This window comes from Escherichia sp. Lx600-2, from assembly GCF_036662595.1.
Lineage (GTDB): Bacteria > Pseudomonadota > Gammaproteobacteria > Enterobacterales > Enterobacteriaceae > Escherichia > Escherichia coli.
This window is the reverse complement of record NZ_JAYQWM010000001.1, coordinates 126,903-146,303: the sequence shown is the minus strand read 5'-3', so window position 1 is coordinate 146,303 and position 19,401 is coordinate 126,903. Positions and strand designations below refer to the sequence as shown.

Annotated in this window: 19 protein-coding genes; 12 read left to right on the top strand and 7 right to left on the bottom strand. The window is 52.9% G+C overall.

What is annotated here, in order from left to right:
• Window positions 1-26 precede the first annotated feature (26 nt).
• Window positions 27-86, bottom strand: coding sequence for a protein YpfM (gene ypfM / locus OQV04_RS00655; protein WP_001386977.1), 60 nt, complete (start codon window positions 84-86; stop codon window positions 27-29).
• A 380-nt stretch (window positions 87-466) separates the two neighbouring features.
• Between ypfM and OQV04_RS00650 the strand changes: the two genes are divergently transcribed.
• From OQV04_RS00650 to OQV04_RS00640, 3 genes are read left to right on the top strand one after another with little or no spacing between them, the layout of a single operon-like run.
• The gene (locus OQV04_RS00650; protein WP_000258247.1) at window positions 467-823 is read left to right on the top strand and encodes an ArsC family reductase; all 357 of its coding nucleotides are present in this window, start codon (window positions 467-469) and stop codon (window positions 821-823) included.
• Between the two features lie 3 nt (window positions 824-826).
• Window positions 827-1,954, top strand: coding sequence for a succinyl-diaminopimelate desuccinylase (gene dapE / locus OQV04_RS00645; protein ID WP_001277801.1), 1,128 nt, complete (start codon window positions 827-829; stop codon window positions 1,952-1,954).
• 27 nt (window positions 1,955-1,981) lie between these two features.
• The gene (locus OQV04_RS00640; RefSeq protein ID WP_000383836.1) at window positions 1,982-2,182 is read left to right on the top strand and encodes a YpfN family protein; all 201 of its coding nucleotides are present in this window, start codon (window positions 1,982-1,984) and stop codon (window positions 2,180-2,182) included.
• Window positions 2,183-2,262: 80 nt separating this feature from the next.
• Here the strand turns inward: OQV04_RS00640 and ypfH are convergent, their stop codons facing one another.
• From ypfH to dapA, 6 genes are all read right to left on the bottom strand, one after another.
• Window positions 2,263-2,961, bottom strand: coding sequence for an esterase (ypfH, locus tag OQV04_RS00635; protein WP_000679812.1), 699 nt, complete (start codon window positions 2,959-2,961; stop codon window positions 2,263-2,265).
• Between the two features lie 73 nt (window positions 2,962-3,034).
• Entirely contained in the window at window positions 3,035-5,050 is a 2,016-nt protein-coding gene (gene tmcA, locus OQV04_RS00630; protein WP_032281409.1) for a tRNA cytosine(34) acetyltransferase TmcA, read from the bottom strand.
• Window positions 5,051-5,064: 14 nt separating this feature from the next.
• Window positions 5,065-5,928 carry a KPN_02809 family neutral zinc metallopeptidase gene (gene ypfJ / locus OQV04_RS00625; RefSeq protein ID WP_032281410.1) on the bottom strand — a complete coding sequence of 288 codons (864 nt, stop codon included), beginning with the start codon at window positions 5,926-5,928 and terminating at the stop codon, window positions 5,065-5,067.
• A 167-nt stretch (window positions 5,929-6,095) separates the two neighbouring features.
• On the bottom strand, window positions 6,096-6,809 hold the full coding sequence (gene purC / locus OQV04_RS00620; RefSeq protein WP_001295467.1) for a phosphoribosylaminoimidazolesuccinocarboxamide synthase: 714 nt from the start codon (window positions 6,807-6,809) through the stop codon (window positions 6,096-6,098).
• A 212-nt stretch (window positions 6,810-7,021) separates the two neighbouring features.
• The gene (bamC, locus tag OQV04_RS00615) at window positions 7,022-8,056 is read right to left on the bottom strand and encodes an outer membrane protein assembly factor BamC (protein ID WP_001297320.1); all 1,035 of its coding nucleotides are present in this window, start codon (window positions 8,054-8,056) and stop codon (window positions 7,022-7,024) included.
• Window positions 8,057-8,072: 16 nt separating this feature from the next.
• The gene (gene dapA / locus OQV04_RS00610; RefSeq protein WP_001295469.1) at window positions 8,073-8,951 is read right to left on the bottom strand and encodes a 4-hydroxy-tetrahydrodipicolinate synthase; all 879 of its coding nucleotides are present in this window, start codon (window positions 8,949-8,951) and stop codon (window positions 8,073-8,075) included.
• A 145-nt stretch (window positions 8,952-9,096) separates the two neighbouring features.
• Between dapA and OQV04_RS00605 the strand changes: the two genes are divergently transcribed.
• The 9 genes from OQV04_RS00605 to hyfG all read left to right on the top strand — a co-directional run bounded on the left by OQV04_RS00605 (window position 9,097) and on the right by hyfG (window position 19,393).
• A complete protein-coding gene (locus OQV04_RS00605) occupies window positions 9,097-9,669 on the top strand; it encodes a glycine cleavage system transcriptional repressor (RefSeq protein WP_000176187.1) in 573 nt (190 codons plus the stop codon).
• Window positions 9,669-10,139 carry a thioredoxin-dependent thiol peroxidase gene (bcp, locus tag OQV04_RS00600; protein ID WP_001068682.1) on the top strand — a complete coding sequence of 157 codons (471 nt, stop codon included), beginning with the start codon at window positions 9,669-9,671 and terminating at the stop codon, window positions 10,137-10,139. Before OQV04_RS00605 ends, bcp begins: the two co-directional genes overlap by 1 nt.
• Before the next feature lie 252 nt (window positions 10,140-10,391).
• On the top strand, window positions 10,392-11,009 hold the full coding sequence (gene hyfA, locus OQV04_RS00595; protein ID WP_001400729.1) for a hydrogenase 4 subunit HyfA: 618 nt from the start codon (window positions 10,392-10,394) through the stop codon (window positions 11,007-11,009).
• Entirely contained in the window at window positions 11,009-13,027 is a 2,019-nt protein-coding gene (gene hyfB, locus OQV04_RS00590; RefSeq protein ID WP_032281413.1) for a hydrogenase 4 subunit B, read from the top strand. Before hyfA ends, hyfB begins: the two co-directional genes overlap by 1 nt.
• A gap of 10 nt (window positions 13,028-13,037) precedes the next feature.
• Window positions 13,038-13,985, top strand: a complete 948-nt coding sequence (hyfC, locus tag OQV04_RS00585) for a hydrogenase 4 subunit HyfC (protein WP_032281414.1) — start codon at window positions 13,038-13,040, stop codon at window positions 13,983-13,985.
• A gap of 16 nt (window positions 13,986-14,001) precedes the next feature.
• Window positions 14,002-15,441, top strand: coding sequence for a hydrogenase 4 subunit HyfD (hyfD, locus tag OQV04_RS00580; protein WP_032288254.1), 1,440 nt, complete (start codon window positions 14,002-14,004; stop codon window positions 15,439-15,441).
• 11 nt (window positions 15,442-15,452) lie between these two features.
• Window positions 15,453-16,103 (top strand): hydrogenase 4 membrane subunit, encoded by a 651-nt coding sequence (hyfE, locus tag OQV04_RS00575; protein ID WP_000147999.1) that lies wholly within the window; start codon window positions 15,453-15,455, stop codon window positions 16,101-16,103.
• A 4-nt stretch (window positions 16,104-16,107) separates the two neighbouring features.
• Window positions 16,108-17,688, top strand: coding sequence for a hydrogenase 4 subunit F (hyfF, locus tag OQV04_RS00570; protein WP_024248386.1), 1,581 nt, complete (start codon window positions 16,108-16,110; stop codon window positions 17,686-17,688).
• Window positions 17,678-19,393, top strand: a complete 1,716-nt coding sequence (hyfG, locus tag OQV04_RS00565) for a hydrogenase 4 catalytic subunit HyfG (RefSeq protein WP_021557074.1) — start codon at window positions 17,678-17,680, stop codon at window positions 19,391-19,393. The genes hyfF and hyfG overlap by 11 nt, the downstream gene beginning before the upstream one ends.
• The last annotated feature ends 8 nt before the right edge of the window (window positions 19,394-19,401 follow it).

Below are 19,401 nucleotides of genomic sequence, written 5' to 3'. Positions count from 1 at the left end.
TTGCTGTTTGTACTTTGTCTCAGGAATTACTTACGAAGCATAACTTCGATAAAGTCTTTCCAGTTCCCCAGTTCACGTTCAATCATAACAACCTCTCTTATAATTATGGGTATTCTACGGAAACAATATACCGTGGTGAAGCTAATTTACTCGATTGCTGCGATGACTACCTCCGGGGGACAAACCTTATGTAAATACTATGGTCCTGCGGTGATGATTTGTATGTGATACACAGCAACATTTCGAGATATTCATACGGCATCTAATACTGATTTAATTCTGGTTAAAATACAGACAGATAACAAGATGAATATTCTTAATGTTTACGTTAAAAATGTTTAATATTATTTAATAGTTGTTAATTTGAATACTTCGATAATGTTATATTTCCTGATAATCATTTGCAGGCAAAATGTTTTCACTCTTAAATGAGTATTTATTCTCATAAATCGAAAAAGGATTCATTATGGTTACACTTTACGGTATCAAAAATTGTGACACCATTAAAAAGGCTCGCCGTTGGCTGGAAGCCAATAACATCGACTATCGTTTTCATGATTACCGCGTCGATGGGCTGGACAGCGAATTATTGAACGGTTTTATCAACGAATTAGGCTGGGAAGCGTTACTCAACACCCGTGGTACAACCTGGCGTAAACTGGACGAAACCACCCGCAATAAAATCACCGATGCGGCCTCTGCGGCGGCATTAATGACTGAAATGCCTGCAATTATCAAACGTCCATTGCTCTGCGCGCCCGGTAAGCCTATGCTGCTGGGTTTCAGTGATTCCAGTTATCAGCAATTTTTCCATGAGGTGTAGTCTATGTCGTGCCCGGTTATTGAGCTGACACAACAGCTTATTCGCCGCCCTTCCCTGAGTCCTGATGACGCAGGATGCCAGGCTTTGTTGATTGAACGTTTGCAGGCGATCGGTTTTACCGTTGAACGCATGGATTTTGCCGATACGCAGAATTTTTGGGCATGGCGTGGGCAAGGTGAAACATTGGCCTTTGCCGGGCATACCGACGTGGTGCCGCCTGGCGACGCCGATCGTTGGATCAATCCGCCGTTTGAACCAACCATTCGTGACGGCATGTTATTCGGGCGCGGTGCGGCAGATATGAAAGGCTCGCTGGCGGCGATGGTGGTAGCTGCAGAACGTTTTGTCGCACAACATCCCAACCATACGGGGCGACTGGCATTTCTGATCACCTCTGATGAAGAAGCCAGTGCCCACAACGGTACGGTAAAAGTCGTCGAAGCGTTAATGGCACGTAATGAGCGTCTCGATTACTGCCTGGTCGGCGAACCGTCGAGTATCGAAGTGGTAGGTGATGTGGTGAAAAATGGTCGTCGTGGATCGTTAACCTGCAACCTAACCATTCATGGCGTTCAGGGGCATGTTGCCTACCCACATCTGGCTGACAATCCGGTACATCGCGCAGCACCTTTCCTTAATGAATTAGTGGCTATTGAGTGGGATCAAGGCAATGAATTCTTCCCGGCGACCAGTATGCAGATTGCCAATATTCAGGCGGGAACGGGCAGTAACAACGTTATTCCGGGTGAACTGTTTGTGCAGTTTAACTTCCGCTTCAGCACCGAACTGACTGATGAGATGATCAAAGCGCAGGTGCTTGCCCTGCTTGAAAAACATCAACTGCGCTATACGGTGGATTGGTGGCTTTCCGGGCAGCCATTTTTGACCGCGCGCGGTAAACTGGTGGATGCGGTCGTTAACGCGGTTGAGCACTATAATGAAATTAAACCGCAGCTACTGACCACAGGCGGAACGTCCGACGGGCGCTTTATTGCTCGCATGGGGGCGCAGGTGGTGGAACTCGGGCCGGTCAATGCCACTATTCATAAAATTAATGAATGTGTGAACGCTGCCGACCTGCAGCTACTTGCCCGTATGTATCAACGTATCATGGAACAGCTCGTCGCGTGATGAGTGGTTCTGCAAGAGGAAATAAGCATGGACTGGCTGGCTAAATATTGGTGGATTCTGGTGATTGTCTTTTTGGTAGGCGTCCTGCTGAACGTGATTAAAGATCTCAAGCGCGTCGACCATAAGAAATTTCTCGCCAACAAGCCGGAGCTTCCCCCGCATCGTGATTTCAACGATAAGTGGGACGATGACGACGACTGGCCGAAAAAGGATCAACCGAAGAAGTAAGCTGAGTGGCCGGATAAGGCGTTCACGCCGCATCCGGCCATGATGTCTGATACGGTCTTATCAGCCCTACCCGGCTATTATTACATCATTTCAATCACATCATCATCGCCAGGCTTACCGCCACTTAGCGCTTCGTCGAAATAATGTTTCGGAATGGTATAACGCAAGTGATCCAGGGCAAATTGCATACTGCGATTGTCGATCGCATGGCCTAAATCCTCCACGATATCCAGCGTCACGTCACCACCAGCACTGATTAATGCTTCCTGCGCCGCAACCGCATGCGCCAGATCGATAACCGGATCTTCACCACCATGAATCAAGTGAATTGTCGTGGCTGTAGACGCGGTTTCCGGCAGGCTCGCATAGCGTCCGTTAAAGGCAATGACGCGCGAAGCAAGGCCCGGTTCGGCTTTAATGCTCTCCAGCGCCATAATCGCGCCTTGTGAGAAACCAATTAGCGCCGTGGCGTTAGCCCCTACTCCACTCTGTTTCTGCCAGTAGCGTACCGTTTCAATAAACGTCGGCATGATCGCATCCACACGCGCCTGGCGATTATCTTCCGTAATACCCTGCACCGAAAACCACTGACGCCCCGCCGGATTACCGCTCGGCTCCGCGCCTCCGACACTCACCACCAGCGCATCCGGGAACAACGGTGCAAACCAACTGCCAATCTCCCCCATCGCTACCGGGTTATCACCGACGCCGTGAAAAAGCAGCAATAACTGTTGCGCAGGTTTATCCGGGCTTTGAACAACAAAATGGTCATGTTTCATGGCGAACTCCTTAACTGATGTCATTAATTTTACGCCGCTGACTCACAATGACCATGGGAGAAAATTGAAGGAGTCAGTGAAAAAATTGCCATTGCGTTATGCGATCGCGCAGACGCTCAGTGCGAACATCATTAAGTGCGAACAGCGCCTGCGCGGCCTCTTCCCGCTGACGGACCAGTAACATCTTGCGGCCTGAAAGTTTAAGTGTGGTACATAACTGCGCGTCGCTGACGTTTTTCTGTAAACGCCCACGCAGCGCCGGTAATGCCAGTTCACTGGTTTGTAGCAGACGCAATAAGCAACCTAACGATGTTAATAGCGGACGATGAGCGAAAGCAAAACCGGCCAGCTCAAGCCAGTCGTCGTCAGAAAGCACGATATCGTTTAGTGGATCAACAGGAAGCATTTCGCCATTCCACTGCGCGAGAGCTTGCGCATCGCGACGTAAACGGAAATGCTCACGTTCAGCCAGCTGTTTACCCGCATCACTCATCGGTAACAGCGCCATCGCCGTATAGCAACCGCTGCTGGCTTCACGATGATTACCCATTCGCACCAGCACAAAACCGCAGCGTTGCCAGAAACGCCATAACTCCCCGGTGTAACCAAAACTCACCGAAAGATAGTCGAGGCCAGGCCTATATTGCAAAGCGCTGGCAATGAGCTGTTGCCCAACGCCTTCGCGCTGACGCGCCGGATGAACTGCTATCCGGCTGACCCGCCGTCCACGCAATGTCGCCGCCAGTGGATTGCTGCCGTGCGCCGCCAGCGACTGGGCCACCAGATTACCCCGCGGGCGACGAAAACCTGCCCATACCGCCTGACTGAGTTCTTGAGATAATCCACCCTCATCCACCAGCCACAGCGCTCCGGCAATCTCGTTTTCGCCAGCCGCCTGTAAAAAATGTTGCCCTGGTGCATCCATCATGCGGCGTAAATCCAGTGGCGAAGTCCGGTAGTGCGCACCAGACAATAACTGATAAACCTTTAACGGCGTTTCTGGCTCGATTCGCCATAACGTCTGTTCAAATGCGGAAATGACAATATTGCCTTGTGGTGTATGGGTGAAGTTTTCATCGTCAAAAACCAGTGCATTACTAACCATTTTTTCCAGCGGGCATCCCTGTGCCCAGCGGATCGGCTGTTGCAGTTCAAAACGGTGTAAATGCGGAAAGCGAGCGCAAAATTTCAGCAAAAAACCACGTCCGGTGCCTTCGTAGCCCTGCACCGTAGTGGTTAACAACGTTCGAGGAAAACGCGATACCAGTTGATGCAACAACGGCGCAGGTATGGCTGCGGCTTCGTCGACCACCAGCCAGTCGGCTTGCTCATCGCTGGCTAACAAGGCATCCGGCGCAATAAAGCGAAACTTCTCGCCCGCAAATTGTGCCAGTACATCCGTTGCCGCTTTTGCGGGCGCAGTGACAATCGCACTACCCGCAATACGAGAAATGAGTTGCCCTGCCAGCGCCGATTTACCGCGCCCACGCGCAGCAGTTACCGCTGCCACGCCCGACGGCATGGTCAGTAGCTGCTGTAAGATTTGCTGTTGTTCTGGTTGTGGTGCGCCGGTCGCGGGGTGCCAGTCAGTACGGGGAGTAAAATGCGCCAACGAGAACGGCTGGTTTTGCCGCCAGAGGATAGCGTCGTTATCCGCCGTAAGTACGCGTTTGAAATGCTGGACAAAATGCGGCGTCGCAATAGGGTCAGGGCAATCACTCCAGCGCAGCGAGTCGGCATCAGGTTGGTTTTCCCACTCTTCCCATACAGGGAGTAACAAAACCAGCCAGCTTCCCGCTTTCAACGTTCCGCTAAGTGCGGCAAAGGCAGCGGCATCAAAGCCGTGGCGGGCGTCGAATACCGCATGCCGGAACTCGCGCCCAAGTAAAGTTTGTAGTGCCGAGGGAGAACAGTGGTTTTCAGCATCTGGCTGCGGCGAAATCCACAGCCAGTCGCCAGGTAAGGCATCACGTAACTTAAGCGCATGATCAAAACACCAACCCTCTTCCCCGCTCAACACCAGCAAGCGGCGGATCCCTTCACGTTTCATTTGCGCTGTTAATGTGTGAAGCGCAGTCAGTTCAGCCATCCCTGCCCCGGAAGTTAAATGCTTTTACCAAAAGTATTGCATTGTGCCGGATCGCCGCTGTCGAAACCACGTTTAAACCAGCTGTAGCGTTGCTGAGAAGTGCCATGAGTGAAACTGTCTGGTACTACTCGCCCCTGACTTTGCTGTTGTAAACGGTCATCGCCGATGGCCTGCGCCGCGTTCAGCGCCTCTTCCAGATCGCCGGTTTCCAGAACGCCTTGCTGCTGCATACTATGCCCCCAGACACCGGCAAAACAGTCGGCCTGGAGTTCCATACGCACAGATAAGCGGTTCACTTCCGCCTGCGTCGCGTTTTGTTGCAGTTGACGAACTTTCGGCTCGATGCCTAACAGTTTCTGCACATGATGACCGACTTCATGGGCGATAACGTACCCCTGGGCAAAATCGCCATCCGCGCCAAGTTTGTCTTTCATGTCATCATAGAAGGAGAGATCGATATAAACCGTGCCATCCGCCGGGCAATAGAACGGCCCCATTATGGACTGGCCCGCCCCGCATCCGGTACGCGTCATTCCACGGTACATGACCAGCTTCGGTTGCTGATAGGTCTTACCCATCTTCTCGAACTGTTGTCCCCAGGTGTCTTCCGTGGTTGCCAGAATCACCGAGGTGAATTTTGCGGCTTCGTCTTCATTTGGGCTAATTGACCGCGTTGATTGCAGTTGAGAAACCGGCTGCCCGGTCATCAACCCGGTTAAATCAACGCCATAGTAGCCTGCAACCAGCACGACTATCAGTAAAATCAGCCCGCCTTTACCGCTCGGCAGACGGAAACCGGGACCGCCCATTGACGGACCGCCGGAGCTATTGCGCCTGTCTTCAACATTGTCACTTTCACGTCGCCCTTGCCAACGCATAGATACCTCAACAATATATTCATTATAGAAATGATCGTAGGTGGTTCAGAGGAAGATTACCACAGGAAAACGGGATGAAATGGCGGAGGAATGAGCGTTCAATGCACATCTTACGAGAATGGTTGTCTTGCCGTGCTAGCAGCACGGCAAGATGATGAACAGAAAAATCAGTCCAGCTGTACACCCAGGCGGCGGGCGACGGCTTCATAGGCCTCGATCAGGCCACCGAGGCTCTGGCGGAAACGGTCTTTGTCCATTTTCTCCAGCGTTTCTTTGTCCCACAGGCGGCTACCGTCCGGGGAGAACTCATCACCCAGTACCACTTCGCCTTTGTACAGACCAAATTCCAGCTTGAAGTCGACCAGAATCAGACCAGCATCATCGAACAGTTTTTTCAGCACGTCGTTCGCTTTGTAGGTCAGCTCTTTCATACGCGCCAGGTTCTCTTTGCTCACCCAGCCAAAGGTTTCGCAGTAAGATTCGTTGACCATCGGATCGTGCATGGCGTCGTTTTTCAGGAACAGATCGAACAGCGGCGGGTTCAGCTCAATACCTTCTTCGATTCCAAGACGTTTCACCAGAGAGCCCGCAGCACGGTTACGCACGACACACTCAACCGGTACCATATCCAGCTTTTTCACCAGACATTCGGTATCAGAGAGCAGACGCTCCATTTGAGTCGGGATACCCGCTTCAGCCAGTTTGCTCATAATGAAGTAGTTGAACTTGTTGTTCACCATACCTTTGCGATCAAACTGCTCAATGCGCGCGCCATCCCCTGCTGACGTATCATTGCGGAATTCGAGCACCAACAGGTCCGGGTTTTCCGTGCTGTATACGGTTTTCGCTTTACCACGATACAACTCAGCTTGCTTTTGCATCTTTATCACTCCTGGGTGTGAATTAACGTTTTAAAATCTTTTGCTGTCTGGTGTGCCGGATGTTTTGTCGGATGCGGCGTGAACGCCTTATCCGAACTACGTCCGACAAACAAATTTCGTGCGAATTACCGCTAAAATCGCGTTTTCCTGCCGACGCACACGTTTGCGTATCATATCAGAAAAAAGGGCCGGATGATTCCAGCCCTGTATTTTTACTTGCTAAACGCAGCCTGGAAGACAGCTACCAGCGCGTCGTTCTGACTCTGAGTCAGAGTATGACCTTTCGGATCGATGAACTGTAGGCTGCTGCGGTTATCTAAATCACCAACCTGCAGTTTATAGTCACCGGATGCCAGGCCTGGATCGCTCGCGCCCAGTTCCTGCCAGTCGCTGTCAGACAGCGGCTTATAAGTTACGGCCATGTTGCCCTGCGAACGGGTGCTGTCGGTCACTTTCATGCCCACTTTTTCCAGCGCCGCTGGCAGACGTTGCCAAACCACATTGAACGGCCCGCGTACGACCAGCATTGGTAAACCGGTGTCATCAGCTGCACTTTGTACGTCCATAGTGGTGGAGGCACGATTTTGCGCAGCGTTCGCGGCGTCAGTGGCAGATTTATCCAGACCAGCGGAAATAACGTTCATCATCTCCGTGCTGTAACGCTGCATGGAAGCCGCGTCTGCAACCGGTTTGCCCGCCTGTTCCAGGTTCAGCAGTTTAACCGTAACCGCCTGCTGATAACCCTGCGGCTTAACAGAGATTTGATAACGACCACGATACTGCTCGTCTTCGTCCAGACGGTTCCATTGTACCCAATCGGTGGTCAGTGTCTGACCAGCATCATCACGTTGGGTAATGGTGTAGTTTTTCGCCTGCAGCACGCTAACCACCTGCGGCCACAGAGTATTGCCACGACCATTTTCCACCAGCAATGAAGCGGTATCGCCCGTGAACTGGGTACGCGCGCCAGAAACCAGTGCCAGCGGCTGGGCTGGTGGACGAATGTCCAGCGCCTTACCGACAGCACCACTACCGTTGGTCACCGGGATTGCATAATCACCGGAGGTCACCGGCAAAATCATTCCAGCCGGGGCATGAAGCTCCGCAAGCGGTGCCGCTTCCAGGTAGGCTTCATCACCACTGACCTGACGCTTATAGCGTGAGTCAGAACTACAGGCAGCGAGTAATAAAACAAGCGAAACACCCGCAACCTTTGCCAGGCGCGACTTTTGAACAGAGTAAGCCATCAAATCTCCCTAAACTTTACAGCAAACCGGCATGCTTAAGCGCCGCTCTGACCGTCTCACGACCACTGTCGGTGATTGGTGTCATTGGCAGGCGCAGCGTATCGGTCGCCACAAGACCCAGTTCCTTACATGCCCATTTCACCGGGATTGGATTGGGTTCGACAAATAGTTTGTTGTGTAATGGCATCAGACGCTGATTAATAACGCGTGCCTCGGCAAAATGCCCTTCTGCTGCCAGTTTGCACATCTGGGCCATATCACGCGCTGCGACGTTAGCCGTAACGGAAATAACCCCATGACCGCCTAATTGCATGAAGTCCAGCGCGCTCGCATCATCGCCGCTCAGCAGAACAAAATCATCTGAAACCAGCTCTTTGATCTGGTTTACACGCGTTAAGTTCCCTGTTGCCTCTTTGATTCCGATAATATTTTTTACTTTCGCCAGACGGCCCACCGTTTCCGGGAGCAGATCGCAGCCAGTACGGGACGGCACATTATACAGAATTTGCGGCAGGTCAGTATGCTCAGCGATGGCTTTGAAATGCTGATACAAACCTTCTTGCGACGGACGATTGTAGTAAGGGGTTACCGTCAGGCAGCCGACGATACCACTGTCATTGAAGCGCTGCGTCAGGCTAATGGCTTCCGCAGTAGCGTTAGCACCGGTCCCGGCAATCACCGGAATGCGCCCGTCAGCCAGCTCCAGCGTCATCATCACCACATCAGCATGTTCGTCATGATTTAAGGTAGCGGACTCGCCAGTGGTGCCAACAGAAACGATCGCCGAAGTACCGCTGGCGACATGATAATCAATCAGTTTTTTCAAGCTAGCCCGACAGACATTACCTTTTTCATCCATCGGAGTAACAATCGCGACAATACTTCCCGTGAACATGGGCCATCCTCTGTGCAAACAAGTGTCTCAATGGTACGTTTGGTATGGCATTAAAAGCAAGCAGACAGAACCGTTCTGATTGTTGTATGCATGTTTTTTTTATGCTTTCCTTAAGAACAACTCACCCCTTAAAGGAATAACCAGTTTGACACTGTCATCGCAACATTATCTGGTGATCACTGCGTTGGGTGCCGATCGCCCTGGAATTGTGAACACCATCACCCGTCATGTCAGTAGTTGCGGCTGTAATATTGAAGACAGTCGCCTGGCGATGCTGGGAGAAGAGTTCACGTTTATCATGCTGCTTTCCGGTTCATGGAATGCCATTACTCTGATTGAATCAACGTTACCGTTGAAAGGTGCCGAACTGGATCTTTTAATCGTGATGAAGCGCACGACGGCGCGTCCGCGTCCGCCAATGCCAGCATCTGTCTGGGTTCAGGTCGATGTTGCAGACTCCCCGCATTTAATTGAACGCTTCACAGCACTTTTCGACGCGCATCATATGAACATTGCGGAGCTGGTGTCGCGCACACAACCTGCTGAAAATGAACGGGCTGCGCAGTTGCATATTCAGATTACTGCCCACAGCCCCGCATCTGCGGACGCAGCAAATATTGAGCAAGCGTTCAAAGCCCTATGTACAGAACTCAATGCACAAGGCAGTATTAACGTCGTCAATTATTCCCAACATGATGAACAGGATGGAGTTAAGTAATGAATCCACTGAAAGCCGGTGATATCGCACCGAAATTTAGCTTGCCGGATCAAGACGGAGAACAAGTTAATTTGACCGACTTCCAGGGACAGCGTGTTCTGGTTTATTTCTACCCGAAAGCCATGACCCCCGGCTGTACCGTACAGGCCTGCGGCTTACGCGATAACATGGATGAGTTGAAAAAAGCGGGCGTTGATGTGCTGGGTATCAGCACCGATAAACCCGAAAAACTCTCCCGTTTTGCGGAAAAAGAGCTGCTTAACTTTACGCTCCTGTCTGATGAGGACCACCAGGTGTGCGAGCAATTCGGCGTCTGGGGGGAAAAGTCCTTCATGGGCAAAACCTACGATGGTATTCATCGCATCAGCTTCCTGATTGACGCTGATGGCAAAATCGAACATGTCTTTGACGATTTCAAAACCAGCAATCACCACGACGTTGTGCTGAACTGGCTGAAAGAACACGCCTGATTACTTTGCTCCATTCCGTGCTGGCTGCGCTTGCGGTCAGCACACCTCACTTATCGTGATCAAGATCACATTCTCGCTTTCCCCTGCGACACGGGTGTCGAATCCATTTTTTGCTGAACGTTAATGACCATCATTTTTGTACCGTTCAGAATCCAGTTAATTCATAAATTATTGAATATATTAAATTAATCAGACTGGCATCCTTTATGCAATATGAAATGCAATGTTTCATATCATTTTCAAGGAGCCGACATGAACCGCTTTGTGGTGGCCGAACCACTGTGGTGTACAGGATGTAATACCTGTCTCGCTGCCTGTTCGGACGTGCATAAAACGCAAGGTTTACAGCAACACCCGCGCCTGGCCCTGGCGAAGACGTCAACACTCACTGCCCCTGTCGTGTGTCATCACTGTGAGGAAGCCCCTTGCCTGCAGGTCTGCCCGGTCAATGCCATCTCCCAGAGGGATGATGCGATCCAACTCAACGAAAGCCTCTGTATTGGCTGCAAGCTTTGCGCCGTGGTCTGCCCATTTGGCGCAATCAGCGCTTCAGGAAGCCGTCCGGTGAATGCCCCTGCGCAATATGTTTTTCAGGCTGAAGGCTCACTCAAAGACGGCGAAGAAAACGCGCCAACCCAACATGCTTTGCTGCGCTGGGAACCGGGTGTCCAGACCGTCGCGGTGAAATGCGACCTGTGTGATTTCTTGCCACAAGGTCCGGCCTGCGTTCGCGCTTGCCCGAATCAGGCGTTACGGCTGATCACCGACGATAGCCTGCAACGTCAGATGAAAGAAAAACAGCGCCTTGCCGCAAGCTGGTTTGCCAATGGCGGGGAGGATCCCCTTTCCCTCACTCAGGAGCAACGCTAATGGATGCCCTGCAATTATTAACCTGGTCGCTGATCCTCTATCTGTTTGCCAGTCTGGCTTCGCTGTTTTTACTCGGTCTGGACAGACTGGCTATTAAGCTTTCCGGCATCACATCGCTGGTGGGCGGCGTGATTGGCATTATCAGCGGAATTACGCAATTACATGCAGGCGTAACTTTAGTCGCCCGTTTTGCCACCCCTTTTGACTTTGCCGATTTAACCCTGCGAATGGATAGCCTCTCGGCATTTATGGTGCTGGTTATCTCCTTGCTGGTGGTGGTTTGTTCGCTCTATTCATTGACTTATATGCGCGAATACGAGGGCAAAGGCGCGGCGGCGATGGGCTTCTTTATGAATATTTTCATCGCATCGATGGTTGCCCTGCTGGTGATGGACAACGCTTTTTGGTTCATCGTGCTGTTTGAAATGATGTCACTGTCTTCCTGGTTTCTGGTCATTGCCAGGCAGGATAAAAGGTCGATCAACGCTGGCATGCTCTACTTTTTTATCGCCCACGCCGGATCGGTGCTGATAATGATCGCCTTCTTGCTGATGGGGCGCGAAAGCGGCAGCCTCGATTTTGCCAGTTTCCGCACGCTTTCACTTTCTCCGGGGCTGGCGTCGGCGGTGTTCCTGCTGGCCTTTTTCGGTTTTGGCGCGAAAGCCGGGATGATGCCGTTGCACAGCTGGTTGCCGCGCGCTCACCCTGCCGCACCATCGCACGCTTCGGCGTTGATGTCTGGCGTAATGGTCAAAATCGGTATTTTCGGCATCCTGAAAGTGGCGATGGATCTGCTGGCGCAAACGGGTTTGCCGCTGTGGTGGGGCATTCTGGTGATGGCGATCGGCGCAATCTCCGCGCTCCTGGGCGTGCTGTATGCGCTGGCGGAACAGGATATCAAACGGCTGCTGGCCTGGAGTACCGTCGAAAACGTCGGCATTATTTTGCTGGCAGTCGGTGTGGCGATGGTCGGTCTGTCACTGCACGACCCGCTGCTCACCGTGGTTGGACTGCTCGGCGCACTGTTTCATCTGCTCAACCATGCGCTGTTCAAAGGGCTGCTATTTCTCGGCGCGGGCGCGATTATTTCGCGTTTGCATACCCACGACATGGAAAAAATGGGGGCACTGGCGAAACGGATGCCGTGGACAGCCGCAGCATGCCTGATTGGTTGCCTCGCGATATCAGCCATTCCTCCGCTGAATGGTTTTATCAGCGAATGGTACACCTGGCAGTCGCTGTTCTCACTAAGTCGTGTGGAAGCCGTAGCGCTACAACTTGCGGGTCCTATTGCTATGGTAATGCTGGCAGTCACTGGTGGGCTGGCAGTAATGTGCTTCGTCAAAATGTACGGTATTACTTTCTGTGGTGCGCCGCGCAGTACACACGCTGAAGAGGCACAGGAAGTGCCAAATACGATGATCGTCGCCATGCTACTGCTCGCGGCACTCTGCGTATTAATTGCGCTTAGTGCCAGTTGGCTGGCACCGAAGATAATGCATATTGCCCATGCGTTTACCAATACCCCTCCCGTCACTGTCGCCAGCGGAATAGCACTTGTACCCGGCACGTTTCATACACAGGTCACCCCCTCATTACTGTTGCTGTTACTACTGGCGATGCCTTTGCTGCCTGGCCTTTACTGGCTGTGGTGTCGTTCGCGCCGCGCAGCGTTTCGTCGCACAGGAGATGCCTGGGCATGCGGCTACGGCTGGGAAAATGCGATGGCCCCGTCAGGCAATGGCGTGATGCAGCCGCTGCGTGTGGTCTTTTCTGCGCTATTTCGTCTACGACAACAGCTCGACCCTACGCTGAGGCTAAATAAAGGCCTTGCGCACGTCACCGCCAGGGCTCAGAGCACAGAACCCTTCTGGGATGAGCGGGTGATCCGCCCCATCGTGAGCGCCACCCAACGGCTGGCCAAAGAAATACAGCATCTGCAAAGCGGCGACTTTCGTCTCTATTGCCTGTATGTGGTTGCCGCACTGGTTGTGCTGCTAATCGCTATTGCCGTCTAAGGAAATCACCATGAGACAAACTCTTTGCGACGGATATCTGGTCATTCTTGCGTTAGCACAGGCCGTGATTCTGCTGATGCTAACCCCACTTTTTACGGGTATTTCCCGGCAGATACGCGCGCGAATGCACTCCCGCCGCGGACCGGGGATCTGGCAGGATTATCGCGATATCCACAAACTGTTTAAACGCCAGGAAGTTGCGCCGACATCTTCAGGTCTGATGTTCCGCCTGATGCCGTGGGTATTAATCAGCAGCATGCTGGTGCTGGCGATGGCCCTACCACTATTTATTACCGTTTCCCCTTTTGCGGGCGGCGGCGATCTGATCACCCTTATCTATCTTCTTGCCCTGTTTCGTTTTTTCTTTGCTCTTTCAGGGCTGGATACCGGAAGCCCGTTTGCGGGAGTCGGTGCCAGTCGCGAGTTGACGCTCGGCATTCTGGTCGAACCCATGCTCATTCTCTCACTGCTGGTATTGGCGCTGATAGCGGATTCCACGCATATCGAGATGATCAGCAATACGCTGGCGATGGGCTGGAACTCGCCGCTAACCACCGTACTGGCGTTACTGGCCTGTGGTTTTGCCTGCTTCATTGAGATGGGAAAAATTCCCTTTGATGTTGCTGAAGCAGAACAGGAATTACAGGAAGGCCCGCTGACAGAATATTCCGGTGCCGGGCTGGCGCTGGCGAAATGGGGGCTGGGGCTGAAACAGGTCGTGATGGCAGCACTGTTTGTGGCCCTGTTTCTGCCCTTTGAGCGCGCGCAAGAACTTTCTCTCGCCTGCCTGCTGACTTCACTTGTCGTTACGCTGCTCAAGGTTTTGCTGATTTTTGTACTGGCCTCAATCGCAGAAAACACGCTGGCACGCGGGCGTTTTTTACTCATTCACCATGTGACCTGGCTTGGCTTCAGCCTTGCTGCGCTTGCATGGGTCTTCTGGTTAACCGGTCTGTAAGGAGCACTGACGGAATATGGAAAATCTTGCTCTGACGACGTTAATGCTGCCTTTTATCGGCGCACTGGTCGTTTCGTTTTCGCCACAACGTCGGGCCGCCGAATGGGGGGTTTTGTTCGCCGCGCTGACCACGCTGTGCATGTTGTCGCTGATCTCCGCGTTTTATCAGGCCGATAAAGTTGCCGTCACGTTGACGTTGGTCAACGTGGGGGATGTGGCATTGTTTGGCCTGGTCATTGATCGCGTGAGTACGCTGATTCTGTTTGTGGTGGTGTTTCTCGGTTTGCTGGTCACGATCTACTCCACGGGTTATCTGACGGATAAAAATCGCGAACACCCGCATAACGGCACGAATCGTTATTACGCATTTTTGCTGTTGTTTATCGGCGCGATGGCGGGACTGGTACTCTCCTCGACGCTGCTCGGTCAGTTGTTGTTTTTTGAAATTACGGGCGGCTGCTCCTGGGCGTTGATCAGTTATTACCAGAGCGATAAAGCACAGCGTTCAGCACTAAAAGCGTTACTTATCACTCATATCGGCTCGTTGGGGTTGTATCTTGCCGCCGCCACGCTGTTTTTGCAGACCGAAACGTTTGCGCTTAGCGCGATGAGCGAGTTACACGGCGACGCACGTTATCTGGTTTATGGCGGCATCCTGTTTTCCGCGTGGGGGAAATCGGCCCAGCTACCGATGCAAGCGTGGCTACCGGACGCAATGGAAGCGCCAACACCGATCAGCGCCTATCTCCACGCCGCATCGATGGTGAAAGTGGGCGTTTACATTTTTGCCCGCGCCATTATCGACGGCGGCAATATCCCGCATGTGATTGGCGGCGTTGGCATGGTCATGGCGCTGGTCACCATTCTTTATGGCTTCCTGATGTATTTGCCACAGCAGGATATGAAGCGGTTGCTGGCCTGGTCGACCATCACTCAACTTGGCTGGATGTTCTTCGGCTTGTCGCTCTCCATCTTCGGCTCGCGGCTGGCGCTGGAGGGCAGCATCGCCTACATCGTCAACCACGCGTTCGCTAAAAGCCTGTTTTTCCTTGTAGCAGGTGCGCTGAGTTACAGCTGCGGCACGCGCTTGTTGCCGCGTCTGCGTGGCGTATTGCACACCCTGCCGTTGCCAGGCGTGGGTTTCTGCGTGGCAGCGCTGGCGATTACCGGCGTACCGCCGTTCAACGGCTTCTTCAGTAAATTCCCGCTGTTTGCTGCCGGTTTTGCGTTGTCAGTGGAGTACTGGATCCTGCTGCCCGCCATGATTCTGCTGATGATTGAATCGGTCGCCAGTTTCGCCTGGTTTATTCGCTGGTTTGGTCGCGTCGTCCCCGGCAAACCGAGCGAGGCCGTCGCCGATGCCGCACCGCTGCCAGGGTCAATGCGCCTGGTGCTGATTGTACTGATTGTGATGTCGCTGATTTCCAGCGTAATCGCCGCGACCTGGTTGCAGTAAGGAGATGATGAATGACCGGTTCTATGATCGTAAATAATCTGGCGGGACTGATGATGCTGACATCGCTGTTTGTGATTAGCGTCAAAAGCTATCGCCTGTCATGCGGATTTTACGCCTGCCAGTCGCTGGTGCTGGTGTCTATTTTCGCCACTCTCTCGTGCCTGTTCACCGCAGAGCAACTGCTGATCTGGTCCGCCAGCGCCTTTATCACCAAAGTGCTGCTGGTACCGTTAATCATGACTTACGCTGCACGAAATATTCCCCAGAACATCCCGGAAAAAGCGTTATTCGGTCCGGCAATGATGGCACTGCTCGCGGCGTTAATTGTCCTGCTTTGCGCATTTGTCGTTCAGCCCGTGAAGCTACCGATGGCTACCGGACTGAAACCGGCGCTGGCGGTGGCGTTAGGTCATTTTCTGCTTGGCCTGCTGTGCATTGTTAGCCAGCGCAATATCCTGCGGCAAATTTTTGGTTACTGCCTGATGGAAAACGGCTCCCATCTGGTGCTGGCGCTTCTAGCCTGGCGTGCACCGGAACTGGTGGAAATTGGTATCGCTACCGACGCCATCTTCGCCGTCATTGTGATGGTGTTACTGGCAAGAAAAATATGGCGTACCCACGGCACGCTGGACGTGAACAACTTGACCGCGCTGAAGGGATAATGAGATGAGTTATTCTGTGATGTTCGCTTTACTCCTGCTCACGCCGCTGCTTTTTTCGCTGCTCTGTTTTGCCTGCCGGAAACGGGGGCACTCTGCGACTCGCACGGTGACAGTATTACATTGCTTAGGGATCACACTGCTGCTGATTCTGGCACTCTGGGTGGTCCAAACTGCCGCTGATGCAGGAGAAATATTCGCTGCGGGACTGTGGCTTCATATTGATGGTCTGGGCGGTTTGTTCCTCGCCATTCTTGGTGTGATTGGCTTTCTCACCGGTGTTTACTCGATTGGCTACATGCGTCATGAAGTGGCACACGGCGAGCTTTCACCCGTTACGCTGTGCGATTACTACGGTTTCTTCCATCTGTTTTTGTTCACCATGCTGCTGGTTGTTACCAGCAATAACCTGATTGTGATGTGGGCGGCGATCGAAGCCACCACCTTAAGCTCGGCGTTTCTGGTAGGCATTTACGGTCAGCGTTCATCGCTGGAAGCAGCATGGAAGTACATCATTATTTGTACTGTTGGTGTCGCTTTTGGTCTGTTCGGTACCGTGCTGGTATACGCCAACGCCGCCAGCGTTATGCCGCAGGCAGAAATGGCGATATTCTGGAGCGAGGTTCTTAAGCAATCGTCCTTGCTTGACCCAACATTAATGCTGTTGGCCTTTGTGTTTGTGCTAATTGGCTTTGGCACTAAAACCGGGCTATTCCCCATGCACGCCTGGCTGCCAGATGCTCACAGTGAAGCGCCGAGTCCGGTCAGCGCCCTGCTCTCCGCCGTATTGCTGAACTGCGCGCTGTTGGTGCTTATTCGCTATTACATCATTATTTGCCAGGCCATCGGCAGCGATTTCCCCAACCGGTTATTGCTCATCTTCGGCATGTTGTCGGTTGCCGTGGCGGCATTTTTCATTCTGGTACAGCGGGACATTAAGCGTCTGCTGGCGTACTCCAGCGTGGAGAACATGGGACTGGTCGCGGTGGCGTTAGGCATTGGCGGGCCGCTGGGAATTTTTGCCGCGCTGCTGCACACCTTAAACCACAGTCTGGCAAAAACGCTGCTGTTCTGCGGTTCCGGCAATGTACTGCTCAAGTACGGCACACGCGATCTCAACGTCGTCTGTGGGATGCTCAAAATCATGCCATTTACCGCCGTGCTGTTTGGCGGCGGTGCGCTGGCGCTGGCAGGGATGCCGCCCTTCAACATTTTTCTTAGCGAATTTATGACCGTTACCGCCGGACTGGCACGTAATCATCTGCTGATTATCGTCCTGCTGTTATTGCTGTTAACGCTGGTGCTGGCGGGCCTGGTACGGATGGCTGCGCGGGTGTTAATGGCGAAACCGCCGCAGGCCGTTAACCGGGGTGATCTCGGCTGGTTGACCACCTCGCCAATGGTGATTCTGCTGGTCATGATGCTGGCGATGGGAACGCATATTCCACAACCTGTCATCAGGATCCTGGCGGGCGCTTCCACTATAGTCCTCTCAGGGACGCACGACCTGCCTGCACAACGTAGCACCTGGCATGATTTTTTGCCTTCAGGCACCGCATCTGTTTCGGAGAAACACAGTGAACGTTAATTCATCGTCAAATCGTGGCGAAGCGATTCTCGCCGCCCTGAAAACGCAGTTCCCCGGCGCGGTGCTGGATGAAGAGCGACAAACGCCTGAACAGGTCACCATTACGGTGAAAATCAATCTGCTGCCTGACGTTGTACAGTATCTTTATTATCAACATGATGGCTGGCTTCCGGTCCTGTTTGGCAACGACGAGCGGACACTTAACGGTCATTACGCGGTTTATTATGCCCTTTCTATGGAAGGGGCCGAAAAATGCTGGATCGTGGTGAAGGCACTGGTCGATGCCGACAGTCGGGAGTTTCCGTCAGTCACACCGCGCGTCCCTGCCGCGGTCTGGGGCGAGCGAGAAATTCGCGATATGTACGGGCTGATTCCGGTTGGCCTGCCGGATCAGCGTCGCCTGGTGTTGCCCGATGACTGGCCGGAAGATATGCATCCGCTGCGCAAAGATGCGATGGATTATCGACTGCGCCCTGAACCGACGACTGATTCCGAAACGTATCCGTTTATCAATAAGGGCAACAGCGATGCGCGGGTGATCCCTGTCGGCCCGCTGCATATCACCTCCGATGAACCGGGTCACTTCCGCTTGTTTGTGGATGGCGAGCAAATTGTCGATGCTGATTACCGCCTGTTTTATGTCCATCGCGGCATGGAGAAACTGGCAGAAACGCGGATGGGCTACAACGAAGTGACCTTCTTATCGGACCGCGTGTGTGGGATTTGCGGTTTTGCCCACAGTGTGGCCTATACCAACTCGGTTGAAAATGCACTGAGGATTGAGGTGCCGCAACGAGCGCATACCATTCGCTCGATTCTGCTGGAAGTCGAACGGTTACACAGTCATTTGCTCAACCTTGGCCTCTCCTGCCATTTTGTTGGTTTTGATACCGGCTTTATGCAATTTTTCCGCGTGCGGGAAAAGTCGATGACAATGGCGGAATTGCTGACCGGGTCGCGTAAAACCTACGGTCTGAATCTGATTGGTGGTGTTCGCCGCGATATTCTCAAAGAGCAACGTCTGCAAACGCTGAAACTGGTGCGCGAGATGCGCGCCGACGTGTCGGAGCTGGTAGAAATGCTGCTTGCCACGCCGAATATGGAACAACGCACTCAGGGCATTGGCATTCTCGACCGACAAATCGCCCGTGATTATAGCCCTGTAGGGCCGCTGATCCGCGGCAGTGGTTTTGCCCGTGATTTGCGCTTTGATCACCCCTACGCCGACTACGGCAATATTCCAAAAACACTGTTTACCTTCACCGGCGGCGATGTTTTCTCCCGCGTGATGGTCCGTGTCAAAGAGACGTTTGATTCGCTGGCAATGCTGGAATTTGCTCTCGACAACATGCCGGATACCCCACTGCTGACCGAAGGCTTTAGCTATAAACCTCACGCATTCGCGCTCGGCTTTGTTGAAGCGCCACGCGGTGAAGACGTGCACTGGAGCATGCTCGGTGATAACCAAAAATTGTTCCGCTGGCGCTGTCGTGCCGCCACCTACGCCAACTGGCCGGTGCTGCGTTACATGCTACGCGGCAATACCGTTTCTGACGCACCGCTGATTATCGGTAGCCTTGATCCCTGCTACTCCTGTACCGACCGTGTGACGCTGGTTGATGTGCGCAAGCGCCAGTCAAAAACCGTGCCGTATAAAGAGATCGAACGCTACGGCATTGATCGTAACCGTTCGCCGCTGAAGTAAGGACAGAA

What these genes read in the sequence shown, in the direction of transcription:
- OQV04_RS00650 (WP_000258247.1), top strand. Translation starts at nt 467, where the DNA reads ATGGTTACACTTTACGGTATCAAAAATTGTGACACCATTAAAAAGGCT.
- dapE (WP_001277801.1), top strand. Translation starts at nt 827, where the DNA reads ATGTCGTGCCCGGTTATTGAGCTGACACAACAGCTTATTCGCCGCCCT.
- OQV04_RS00640 (WP_000383836.1), top strand. Translation starts at nt 1,982, where the DNA reads ATGGACTGGCTGGCTAAATATTGGTGGATTCTGGTGATTGTCTTTTTG.
- ypfH (WP_000679812.1), bottom strand. Translation starts at nt 2,961, where the DNA reads ATGAAACATGACCATTTTGTTGTTCAAAGCCCGGATAAACCTGCGCAA.
- tmcA (WP_032281409.1), bottom strand. Translation starts at nt 5,050, where the DNA reads ATGGCTGAACTGACTGCGCTTCACACATTAACAGCGCAAATGAAACGT.
- ypfJ (WP_032281410.1), bottom strand. Translation starts at nt 5,928, where the DNA reads ATGCGTTGGCAAGGGCGACGTGAAAGTGACAATGTTGAAGACAGGCGC.
- purC (WP_001295467.1), bottom strand. Translation starts at nt 6,809, where the DNA reads ATGCAAAAGCAAGCTGAGTTGTATCGTGGTAAAGCGAAAACCGTATAC.
- bamC (WP_001297320.1), bottom strand. Translation starts at nt 8,056, where the DNA reads ATGGCTTACTCTGTTCAAAAGTCGCGCCTGGCAAAGGTTGCGGGTGTT.
- dapA (WP_001295469.1), bottom strand. Translation starts at nt 8,951, where the DNA reads ATGTTCACGGGAAGTATTGTCGCGATTGTTACTCCGATGGATGAAAAA.
- bcp (WP_001068682.1), top strand. Translation starts at nt 9,669, where the DNA reads ATGAATCCACTGAAAGCCGGTGATATCGCACCGAAATTTAGCTTGCCG.
- hyfA (WP_001400729.1), top strand. Translation starts at nt 10,392, where the DNA reads ATGAACCGCTTTGTGGTGGCCGAACCACTGTGGTGTACAGGATGTAAT.
- hyfB (WP_032281413.1), top strand. Translation starts at nt 11,009, where the DNA reads ATGGATGCCCTGCAATTATTAACCTGGTCGCTGATCCTCTATCTGTTT.
- hyfC (WP_032281414.1), top strand. Translation starts at nt 13,038, where the DNA reads ATGAGACAAACTCTTTGCGACGGATATCTGGTCATTCTTGCGTTAGCA.
- hyfD (WP_032288254.1), top strand. Translation starts at nt 14,002, where the DNA reads ATGGAAAATCTTGCTCTGACGACGTTAATGCTGCCTTTTATCGGCGCA.
- hyfE (WP_000147999.1), top strand. Translation starts at nt 15,453, where the DNA reads ATGACCGGTTCTATGATCGTAAATAATCTGGCGGGACTGATGATGCTG.
- hyfF (WP_024248386.1), top strand. Translation starts at nt 16,108, where the DNA reads ATGAGTTATTCTGTGATGTTCGCTTTACTCCTGCTCACGCCGCTGCTT.